11 protein-coding genes are annotated in these 12063 nt (G+C 22.5%); 10 read left to right on the top strand and 1 reads right to left on the bottom strand.

The genetic code is table 4. The features are described 5' to 3' along the window. Positions 1–423: 423 nt before the first annotated feature. On the bottom strand, positions 424–3441 hold the full coding sequence (rne, locus tag AAGD61_RS01710; RefSeq protein ID WP_341764734.1) for a ribonuclease E: 3018 nt from the start codon (positions 3439–3441) through the stop codon (positions 424–426). A gap of 459 nt (positions 3442–3900) precedes the next feature. On the opposite strand from rne, the gene rluC reads away from it, so the two are divergent. The 10 genes from rluC (at position 3901) to tmk (ending at position 12057) form a co-directional block, all read left to right on the top strand. Then, positions 3901–4860, top strand: coding sequence for a 23S rRNA pseudouridine(955/2504/2580) synthase RluC (rluC, locus tag AAGD61_RS01715; RefSeq protein WP_341764735.1), 960 nt, complete (start codon positions 3901–3903; stop codon positions 4858–4860). 254 nt (positions 4861–5114) lie between these two features. Beyond that, on the top strand, positions 5115–5285 hold the full coding sequence (gene rpmF / locus AAGD61_RS01720) for a 50S ribosomal protein L32 (RefSeq protein WP_341764736.1): 171 nt from the start codon (positions 5115–5117) through the stop codon (positions 5283–5285). A 12-nt stretch (positions 5286–5297) separates the two neighbouring features. Beyond that, positions 5298–6338: a phosphate acyltransferase PlsX gene (gene plsX, locus AAGD61_RS01725; RefSeq protein ID WP_341764737.1), complete on the top strand. Its 1041-nt coding sequence runs from the start codon at positions 5298–5300 to the stop codon at positions 6336–6338. A gap of 9 nt (positions 6339–6347) precedes the next feature. After that, positions 6348–7298, top strand: a complete 951-nt coding sequence (locus AAGD61_RS01730; protein ID WP_341765299.1) for a beta-ketoacyl-ACP synthase III — start codon at positions 6348–6350, stop codon at positions 7296–7298. 19 nt (positions 7299–7317) lie between these two features. After that, a complete protein-coding gene (fabD, locus tag AAGD61_RS01735) occupies positions 7318–8253 on the top strand; it encodes an ACP S-malonyltransferase (protein ID WP_341764738.1) in 936 nt (311 codons plus the stop codon). 6 nt (positions 8254–8259) lie between these two features. Beyond that, positions 8260–8994, top strand: coding sequence for a 3-oxoacyl-ACP reductase FabG (gene fabG, locus AAGD61_RS01740; protein ID WP_341764739.1), 735 nt, complete (start codon positions 8260–8262; stop codon positions 8992–8994). 134 nt (positions 8995–9128) lie between these two features. Beyond that, a complete protein-coding gene (acpP, locus tag AAGD61_RS01745) occupies positions 9129–9365 on the top strand; it encodes an acyl carrier protein (protein WP_341764740.1) in 237 nt (78 codons plus the stop codon). Positions 9366–9561: 196 nt separating this feature from the next. Next, complete coding sequence (gene pabC / locus AAGD61_RS01750; RefSeq protein ID WP_341764741.1) at positions 9562–10386, top strand: aminodeoxychorismate lyase; 825 nt, start codon at positions 9562–9564, stop codon at positions 10384–10386. A gap of 17 nt (positions 10387–10403) precedes the next feature. Continuing rightward, positions 10404–11423, top strand: coding sequence for an endolytic transglycosylase MltG (gene mltG / locus AAGD61_RS01755; RefSeq protein WP_341764742.1), 1020 nt, complete (start codon positions 10404–10406; stop codon positions 11421–11423). Between the two features lies 1 nt (position 11424). Then, positions 11425–12057 carry a dTMP kinase gene (tmk, locus tag AAGD61_RS01760; protein ID WP_341764743.1) on the top strand — a complete coding sequence of 211 codons (633 nt, stop codon included), beginning with the start codon at positions 11425–11427 and terminating at the stop codon, positions 12055–12057. Positions 12058–12063 lie beyond the last annotated feature (6 nt).

The following is a 12063-nucleotide window of genomic DNA, read 5'->3' on the forward strand; positions in this document are numbered from 1 at the left end:
TTGATCAAATTATTTTAAAATACTTAATAGATTAATTGTATATTAATTTAACGTAAAATATCAATTATACAATTTATTTTCTAACAGTTTAATTATTATAATCTTTATATTATAATATCTTTACTAAAATTATTTAATATTTTAATAATTAAATATTTTTTAAAAAACATATAAAATTATATTATCTTTAATATTAAAAAAATAAAAAAAATAACTAATTATTTTGTTATTAATAAACATTACAAAATATAATAGTTATTTTTATAACTATTTAATTTTTTAAATATTTTATACAAAAAATTGTTTAAAATACATTAATTTTACATCTTTATTTATATAAAAATATTAATTAATATATAAAATAATTTAATTTAGTAAAAAACATATTTTTTTATAAGATATATTTATTTTATTGTTAAAATATTAAAGATGTTTTGCAATTTCTGATGTAGCAATATTAGATGCAACATGCCCACCAGCCCCACCTTTGCCTTTAAAAGTTGATATTTTTCGTTGATATTCAGTAATTTCAAATAATGGTTTAATATAATTTAATGTTGGAACTTTAGTCATTGGTGAATAAGCATATTTTTTAGATATTTTATTAATATCGTCAATTGGTTTAACAGGAATATTTTTTGTTTTTAAATAATTTTGTTTTTTATAAAAAAAATTATTATTTTTTATTTTTTGATTTTGTATTTCTTTTAAAAAAACATCTTTTTTTAAAAAACAATTTTTTAAATCAGATATTGGTTCTATTTTTTTTAAAAAAAATTTTGTTTTATTTATATTATTATCAATTATATTTTTATTAATATTAGTATTAATAGATTTATTATAATTTGCATTCAAAGAAAATTCAGATATTTTTGCAACTTTTATACCATTAGATTTTATTACAGTTTTTAAAAATTTATTTTCAGTGTTTTTAATAATCGAACTTTTAATAATAGCTTCTGAAATTTTTGTTTTATTTTGTTTTATATCATTTTGTTCAATAGATTCTTTATTAGAAAAAAAATCTTTTTGTTTATATTTTGATATTGGATAATTAATTAAAACATCATTTGAATTAAAATCAAATGATGTTATAGAATTAGATAATGACATTTTAGTTTTATTTAAATTACGTTCATCACGAAAACGACTACGATTATTACTTATGCGCAAATAACGAGATGAACGTTTTAAAGGTCGAAAAATGATTTTATCTTGTTTAAATTCATTGCATATTTGATGATTAGTTTTTTTTATTTTATGTTTTTGAGATTCAAATTTTACTGGTATCGATATACTATTAATTGAAGATTCAATTAACTTTTCAGTATTATTAAATTGTTTAACAATAGTAAACGTTTCTTTATTAGTATTTTTTATACTATTATTTTTTTCTATTTTTTGATCTTTAAATTTTTTATTTAAATTTTGTTGAAAATCTTTTTTGTTATCTAATAATGTAAAATTTTTAATATATTTATTTGTCTTTTGTTGGTTTTTATTTTGTTGGTTATATTTTTTATATTGATAATCTTGATTATAATTTTTATAATTTGATTTTATTTGTTCATTTTGTTTAATTATATCGTTATTTTTACAATTATTACAATTATTATCAAATTTAATATTTTTATTATATTTTTTTTTATTTTTATTATTATAAAAATTATAATTTTTGATTATTTTGTGACGATAATTATTAATTATATATTTAAAAAACGAAAATATTTTATTAAAAAAACTTAATCCATTATTTTTATTTTTTAACTTGACTTTAATTGTTACATTTGAAGAAAGTTTCTTTGTATCAAAAATAGATTTTTTAATAGATTCTTTAATAAAAATAGTTGAATCAACTGATGTTTTATTTAAAGATTTACGATCAATTGTTGATTCTTCAATATAATTTAAAGTTTCAATTTCATGATATTCTGCTAATTTATAACTTAATTCATTAATTTCTTCTCCTTTACGAATACGTATTATATGAAAATGAGGAGTTTGCATTTGATCATTTGGAACAATAATTACACGAACATTTTTTTGTCGTTGTTCAATATCACTTATAAATGTACGTTTTTCATTAAGTAAATAAGAAGCAATTTGAACTGGAACAATTGTATGTACTTCATGAGTATTTTCTTTTAAAGCTTCTTCTTCAATCAAACGCAAAACAGATAGAGACAATGATTCATTATCACGAATTGTTCCAGTACCTAAACAACGCGGACAAATATGATGACTTGATTCACCAAGTGATTGACTTAATCTTTGTCTTGACATTTCTAATAAACCAAAACGAGAAATTCGTGCAATTTGAATTCTAGCACGATCTTGACGAACAGCTTCACGAAGACGATTTTCAACTTCACGTTGATGTTTAATTGGGGTCATATCAATAAAATCAATAACAACTAAACCACCAAGATCTCTTAATCTCAATTGACGTGCAATTTCATCAGCTGCTTCAAGATTTGTTTTATATGCTGTTTCTTCAATATCGCATCCTCTAGTAGATCGAGAAGAATTAATGTCAATCGCAGTAAGTGCTTCAGTCGTATCTATAACTAATACCCCACCAGAAGGCAATCGTACTTCGCGTTTAAATGCTGATTCAATTTGCGATTCTATTTGGTAGTAACTAAATAATGGTATATCACCACAATAATATTTAATTTTTATTACAAAATCATTTCTACCAATGTCTTTTATATAATTACGTGCCATATCTACTATTTTTGGATTATCTATAAGAATTTCACCAATATCAGGATATAAATAATCACGAAATGCTCTTACAATTACATTACTTTCTTGATGTATTAAAAAAGGTGCTTGATGATTTTCAGCAGTTTTTTTAATAGCTTCCCAATGACGCAATCTATAAAATAAATCTTGTTGTAATAGTTCTGAAGTTTTCCCAACACCTGATGTACGAACTATTAAACCCATTCCATTTGGAAGTTTTAAAGTTGATAATACTTCTTTTAAATCTATACGATCATCTCCTTCAATACGACGAGAAATACCACCAGCTTTAGGATTATTTGGCATTAATACTATATAAGTTCCAGCTAAACTAATAAAAGTTGTCAACGCAGCTCCTTTATTTCCGCGTTCTTCTTTATCAACTTGTACAATAACTTCTTGTCCTTCTTTTAAAATATCTTTTATATTAGGGCGATTTAAATATTTATGATTATTTAAATAATATTCTTGAGAAATTTCTCTAATAGGTAAAAATCCATGTTTTTCAGCACCATAATCAACAAAAGCAGCTCCAAGACTTGGTTCAATACGAGTTATTTTGCCTTTATATATGTTAGCTTTTTTTTGTTCATGACCAGGAGTTTCAATATCTAAATCATAAAGACGTTGACCATCAACAAGAGCAACACGTAATTCTTCGTGTTGCGTTGCATTTATTAACATTCTTTTCATATTATAATTAACTTATTATTTTATTTTAAATAAACAGTAGAATAATTTATCTACTATAAAGTAGTACTTTTATAATTTTACGTAAAATTTAAATTTTTAATAATTTTATTTATTATAATAATGTTTTTAATAAACGTTATTTTTTTTAAATTTAAATATTATTTTTATGAAATATTTTATATTTTTTTATTAATTTATTTAAATAAATAATTTAATAAAAATATTTATTATTTAACGATATATTTTGCTTAATATTTATATATTTTTTTTAAAAAAATATATTACTTTTTAAAAAAAATATATTTGTTAATTATAATAACAAATTAATAAATAAGATATACGCAAAAATTATTTTTAAATATGATAACATATAATACATTTTTATTTTATGTATTCTTTTTTAGAATAATATAAAAAACATAAAATATATAAGTAAAAATTAAAATTAAATTATTTTATATGAATATAAAAAATGGGGTTCAATTTATTTGCATAGATGATGACGAATTTGAACAACGTATAGATAATTTTTTATTTACTAAATTTAAAAATGTTCCTAAAAATATGATTTATCGTATCATACGTAAAGGAAATATTCGAGTTAATAAAAATCGAATTAAACCTAAATATAAATTAAAAAAAAATGACATTATACGAATTCCTCCAATAAGAATTAAAAAAAAAATAATACTATCATCTTTATCAGATAAAAAAAATTTTTTAAAAAAATCTATTTTGTACGAAGATGAATCAATTTTAGCAATTAATAAACCATCAGGTATAGCTGTTCATGGTGGAAGTGGTTTAAGTTTCGGTGTAATTGAAGGATTACGTGCTATTTTTAAAAAACATCATTTTTTAGAGTTAGTACATCGTCTTGATAGAGATACTTCAGGAATTTTATTAATTGCAAAAAAACGATCTGTATTAAAAATATTACATGAGCAACTACGTTCAAATAAAATTAGAAAAGAATATATCGCACTAGTTCATGGTAAATGGTCATCTAAAATTAAATCTATACAAATACCATTAATAAAAAATATTTCAATTAATAATAAAAAAATAATAAAAGTTAATAAAAAAGGTAAATTCTCAGAAACTCATTTTGAAATAAAAGAGTATTTTGATAACGTAACGTTAATTAAAGCTATCCCATTAACAGGTAGAACTCATCAAATTCGTGTTCATACTATGTATGCTAAGCATCCAATCGTATTTGATGTATTATATGGTAATAAAAAATTAGATGAACAATTAAATAATATTGTTTTAAAAAGATTATTTCTTCATGCCAGTACATTAGATTTTATACATCCAAAAAGTGGTAAAAAAATACAATTACACGCACCTTTAAATGCAGAATTAATCAATTATTTAAAAAAAATACGTAATTACAAAAATAATTATAATTTATAACTATTTAAATTAAAATTTAAATAATTAAATTAATAATAATTTATATAAAATATTATTATAGTTGTACGTATATATTATATAATATAAAATATTATTATAAACTATAATAAACAATTTCATTATAAATTATTTGTATATTTAATATTACTAATAAACTTTAAAATTAAATATATTAGCTATAATAAATTATAATTTTTATAATTTATTATTCAAAATATCAAATAATAATATTACATAAAAAAAAGGAAATAAAAATGGCAGTACAACAAAATAAACCAACTCGTTCAAAAAGAGGCATGCGTAGATCACACGATAAAATTAACATTGCTTTAATATCTGTTGATAGAACTTCTGGTGAAACACATTTACGTCATCACATAACTAAAAATGGATATTATCTTGGACAAAAAGTTATAAATAAATAATGCATTTTTATTTTGAGAAATAATATAATTATTGCATTGGATATTATGAGCGGTGATATTGGTCCTAGCGTTACTTTACCTGCAGCTTTACAAGCTTTAACATCTAATCCAAGATTAAAATTGTTACTTGTTGGTAAAACAAAAATTATTCAAAAATTACTTAAAAAAGCTAATTCTGAACAAATATCTCGCATTGAAATTATTCATGCTGAACATATAGTTTTAAATAATATAAAACCATTAAGTGCAATACGGCAAAGCAAAGAAACTTCTATGCGAATAGCAATAGATTTAGTTAAAAATGGATATGCTAAAGCTTGTGTAAGTTCTGGAAATACTGCTGTATTAATAGGATTATCAAAATTAATGTTAAAATTAATTAATGGTATTAAACGTCCTGCATTAATGACAATAATACCAAATATTAAAAAAAAACAAACAATACTATTAGATTTAGGAGCAAATATTAATTGTACTAGCGAAATGTTAATACAATTTGCAATCATGGGTTCAGTTGTTGCAGAAGAAATAATTAATATTATAAAGCCTAAAGTAGCATTACTTAATATTGGTAAAGAAGAAAATAAAGGGTTAGATAATATTCAAAAAGCTGCAGCAATACTAAAAAAAATTACTTCAATTAACTATATTGGATATGCTGAAGGTGATGATTTATTAATAGGCAAAACTGATGTTTTAGTTTGTGATGGTTTTATAGGTAATGTTTTATTAAAAACTATGGAAGGTGTTATTCGAGTTATTTTTTCTTTTTTTAAATCAACAGATAAAACAACTAATAATAATTATTTTATACAATTAATTAAAAAAATTTTAATAAAAAAAATAACAAAACATTTTTTTAATTTAAATCCAGATCAATACAATGGTGCTATTATTTTAGGATTAAAAAATATTGTTATAAAAAGTCACGGTTCAGCAAATGAAAAAGCATTTAAATCAGCTATTGATTATACAATAAGAATTATTCAAAAACAAATTCCAGAAAAAATAACAGATAAATTAAATATACTTTCACTTAGGAGTATCAAATAACCTATGTCTATGTACAGTAAAATAATAGGAACAGGAAGTTATTTGCCTACACAAGTAAGAACTAATACAGATTTAGAAAAAATGGTTGATACTTCCGATGAATGGATTGTATCACGCACAGGAATTCGTGAAAGAAGAATAGCTAATGATAATGAAACTGTATCTATAATGGGTTCGTATGCTGCAAAAAATGCAATAAAAATGGCAAATATACATTTTAACGAAATTAGTTTAATAGTAGTTGCTACTACATCTGCAACACATGCATTTCCAAGCGTATCTTGTCAAATTCAACATATATTACAAATTAAAAATTGTGCAGCATTTGATGTAGCTGCTGCTTGTGCAGGTTTTACTTATGCAATTAGTATTGCAGATCAATTTATTAAAACAGGGATGATGGAAAATATATTAGTTATAGGTGTTGATGCATTATCTAAAACATTAGATCCAAACGATCGTGAAACAATTATTTTATTTGGCGACGCTGCTGGTGCTATAATTATTAGCAGATCGAATAAACCTGGAATAATTTCAACACATATACATGCAGATGGTAATCACGGAAATCTTTTAACATTACCGAATCGTAATCGTCATTCGAATGAACCAGCTTATCTAAAAATGATTGGAAACGAAGTATTTAAATTTGCAGTTCGAGAATTAACTCATGTCGTTGATGAAACATTATTAAAAAACGGAGTAGCAAAAGAACAACTTGATTGGTTGATCCCACATCAAGCTAATTTAAGAATAATTTCTGCAATGGCAAAAAAATTAAATATGACAATGGATAAAGTTGTTGTTACACTTGATCGTCATGGAAATACTTCTGCAGCATCAATCCCAACCGCACTTGATGAAGCAGTACGTGATGGACGTATAAAAAGAGGAAAACTTATACTATTAGAAGCATTTGGTGGTGGGTTTACTTGGGGTTCTGCATTAATAAAATTTTAATTTAATGAGAATATTAAAAATGAAAGAATTTGCTATGATTTTTCCTGGACAAGGTTCTCAATCATTAGGAATGTTATTAGAATTAGCTAAAGAAAATTATATAGTTGAAGAAACATTTAAAGAAGCATCTGATGTTTTAAGTTATGATCTTTGGAAATTGATACAACATGGGACAAAAGAAGAATTAAATAAAACACATAAAACTCAACCTGCTTTAGTAGCAGCATCTACATCAATTTTTCGTATTTGGAAAAAAAATAATTTTAAAAATCCTGTTTTTATGGCAGGACATAGTTTAGGTGAATATTCTGCATTAGTATGTGCTAATGTTATAAAATTTAAAGATGCAATTAAATTAGTTGATTTACGTGGAAAATTAATGCAATCTGAAATTCCTGAAGAAATTGGAGCTATGCATGCAATTATTGGTTTAAACAGTAATATAATTAAAAATGCATGCAAAAAAGCATCACAAGGTCAAATAGTATCTATTTCAAGCTTTAATTCATATGATCAAATTGTAATTTCTGGAGAAAAGAGCGCAGTAGAACGTGCTTCTATTATATGTAAAAAAAATGGAGCAAAACGAATAATAAAATTGCCAATTAGCGTTCCTTCTCATTGTGAATTAATGAAACCTGCATCAAAAAAATTAGAAAAAATATTAAATAAAATTATTTTTTTTGAATCAAAATATCAAATAATTAATAATGTTGATGTAAAAATAGAAAAATGTCCTAATAATATACGTAATTCATTAGTACGACAATTGTACAATCCAGTTCGTTGGACTGAAACTATAGAATTAATAGCAAAACAAGGAATTAAATATTTCATTGAAATTGGTCCAGGAAATGTTCTAAGTTCTCTTACTAAACGTATTATACATGATTCAACTGCTATATCTATAAATAATCCTACGTCATTTAAAAATTTTGTTTTAGGAATTAATTAAAATATAATGAACCATAATAAAAAAATTGCATTAGTAACTGGTGCTAGTCGAGGTATTGGTAAAGCAATCGCTTTAAAATTAATGAAACTTGGAATAATTGTTGTTGGAACATCTACAAATAAAATAGGAGCTGAAACAATTTCAATTTTTTTAAAAGAAAAAGGAAAAGGATTAATATTAAACGTAACAGAATCTATATCAATTAAAAATACTTTAACAAAAATACGAGAAACATTTGGTGAAATTGATATTTTAATTAACAATGCAGGTATAACACATGATAATTTGTTAATTCGTATGAAAGAATATGAATGGTATGATGTTATCAATACAAATCTTTCATCAGTTTTTCATTTATCTAAATCTGTGTTGCGTAGTATGTTAAAAAAACGTTATGGACGAATTATTTCAATTTCATCTGTTGTTGGTATTATTGGGAATATAGGACAAACTAATTATGCAGCTGCTAAAGCTGGATTAATTGGTTTTACTAAATCATTAAGTCAAGAAGTAAGTTCTCGTGGAATAACAGTAAATGTTGTCGCTCCTGGTTTTATAGAAACTGATATGACTAAAACATTATCAGATTTACAAAAATCAAACATTTTATCTAAAATTCCTATAAATAGGTTAGGTTATACAAACGAAATTGCTAACGCTGTAGCATTTTTGGTTTCTGATGAAGCTGCTTATATTACTGGTGAAACATTACATGTAAATGGTGGTATGTACATGGCTTAAAATTGAAATTTTACATCACTAAATTAATATTATACAATTATACTTTTAATATCTATAATTAAATTATCTTTTTTTATATTTTAAAAAACTACGAAAACTATCGCGAAAGCGAATTTTGATAGGAATTTAATATTATGAGCACTATCGAAGAACGTGTTAAAAAAATCATAGTTGAACAACTTGGTGTAAAAGAAGAAGAAGTTGTTAACACAGCTTCATTTGTTGATGACTTAGGAGCTGATTCTCTTGATACAGTCGAACTTGTTATGGCTCTTGAAGAAGAATTTGATTGCGAAATTCCTGATGAAGAAGCTGAAAAAATTACAACAGTACAAGCTGCAATTGATTATATTAAAAATACTTCTAAATAACTATGAAGTTATTACTAGACGTGAAATATTTCACGTCTAGAATTTTATTTATTTTATTTTTTTAAAATTAAAACATCAAAAAAATATATTTTATATGAAAATAAATCTTTTAAATTAATTTTTAAAATAAATATTTTTTAAAGTTTTTTAAATTTATTTATAATAAAATTATTAAATATAAAATTAACTAAATAAAATGTCATGTTGGATTAATGGTCATAAAAATAACCAAATTAATATTACTGATAGATCAATATCTTTCGGCGATGGATGTTTTACTACAATTTTTTGTTTTAATCAAAAAGCTATCATGTTAAAAGAACATATCATTCGATTAAAAAATGATTGCAAATGTTTAAAAATATCACAACCAAATTGAAATAAATTAAATAAACATATAAAATATATATGTAAATTACAAAATAAAAACAAATTTATAATAAAAATAATTATTAGTCGTGGAAATGGAACTCGTGGATATAGTTCTAAATTAATTAATAATTGCACTACAATTATTATGATTATGCCTTTTCCTAAACATTATAAAAAATTACAAAATAACGGTGTAAAACTTTTTATTAGTAGTATTTCGTTATCTCGAAATAAATTACTATCAGGAATAAAACATTTAAATCGATTAGAACAAGTTTTAATTTATCAAGAAATTGATAAAAAAGGTTATGATGAAGCTATAGTATTAGATACATCTGGGATTATAATAGAATGTTGTACTTCAAATATATTTTGAAGAATAGGTTTAAAAATTTATACACCTATTTTATCACATTCAGGTATAAATGGAATAATGAGACAAAAAATAATAAAAATTTTATCTAAAAGTTATTTTCATTTAGAAGAGATTAAAGCTTTTCCAAAAATATTATTAAAATCTGATGAAGTTATAATTTGTAATTCTTTAATGCCAATATTTTATGTTAATTATATTAAATTTAAATCTTTTAAAATAACTAAAAAATACTATTCTAAAAAATTATTTAATTATTTAAATTTTTATAAATAATATATACTTATTAAAAAATGAAATTTTTTAAAAAAAATATTTTTTTTGCAATAACATATATATTTTTGTTAATAATAATAACTATATATATTTATTTATTAGTATATGCAAAAAAAACTATAAAACTATCAGAAGAAAAAATTTTTATTGTACCTCCAGGTACAAATAGATTTTCTTTGGAAAAAATATTAATTAATGAAAAAATTATTTATAAAAAAAATAAATTTCAACTGTTATTAAGATTATACCCGTATTTATCTAAAATAAAAGCAGGTACATATAAAATAAAAACCAACATGACATTGGAAGATATTTTACTATTAATATCAAACGGAAAAGAATTTCAATTTAATATCCGTTTTATTGAAGGAAGTTGTTTTAACGATTGGATAAAAATTTTAAAAAAAACACCATATTTAAAACATGAATTACAAAAAATAACATACTCAGAACTTTGTTCTTTAATTGATTCAAAAAAAAAAATAAAATTAGAAGGATTATTATATCCTGATACTTATTTTTATACTGCAAATACATCTGATATAGAAATTATAAAGCGCGCTTATAATCGTATGAAACTAATCGTTAATAAAGAATGGAAAAACCGTGATAAATTAATACCTTATAAAAACAATTATGAATTATTAATAATTGCATCAATAATTGAAAAAGAATCAAAAATATATAATGAAAAATTAAAAATATCTTCTGTTTTTATTAATCGTTTAAAAAAAAATATGCGTTTACAAACCGATCCAACTGTTATTTACGGACTTGGTGATAAATATAAAGGAAAGCTTTATAAAAGTAATTTAAAATATTATACACAATATAATACTTATAAAATTATTGGATTGCCGCCAACCCCGATTTCGATGCCTAGTATTAAATCAATTAAAGCAGCTGCACACCCTGATAAAACAGATTATTTATATTTTGTTTCTGATGGTAAAGGAGGACATATTTTTGCTAAAAATTTAAAAGAACATAATTTATCAATCAGAAATCTCAATAATTCAATTAAAAAATTAAAATAATATGAAAAATCATTTTATAGTTGTTGAAGGTTTAGAAGGTTCCGGTAAAACAACAGCAATTAATACAATAAAAAAAACTTTAAATAATATAGGTATATCAGATATTATATTCACTCGTGAACCAGGAGGAACACGACTTGGTGAAAAAATAAGAAAATTAATAAAATATAATTTTAAAAATGATCAAATTACTCATAAAAGTGAATTGCTAATATTATATGCAGCAAGAAATCAATTAATTGAAAAAGTAATTAAACCAGCTTTAATGAAAGGTAAATGAATAATAAGTGATCGTCATGACTTATCATCACAAGCCTATCAAATAGGAGGACGTGGGTTAAATAAAAAATTAGTACAATTATTACGTTATTTAGTATTAGGAAAATTTCAACCATCATTAACATTGTATCTCGATATACCTCCAGAATTAGGATTACAACGTATCTATTCTCGTAATAAAATAGATAGAATAGAAAAAGAACCTTTATCTTTTTTTATTAAAACTAGAGAATATTATTTAAAAATTATATCAAAAAATAAAAATATTTTACTTATAAATGCAAATCAAAAAATAGAACAAGTTCAAAACGATATTAATTTAATTTTAAATAAATGGTTAATAAAAAATATTTAAGAACAA

This window comes from Candidatus Providencia siddallii, assembly GCF_964026685.1.
In the GTDB taxonomy this organism is placed as follows: Bacteria; Pseudomonadota; Gammaproteobacteria; order Enterobacterales; family Enterobacteriaceae; genus Providencia_A; species Providencia_A siddallii_A.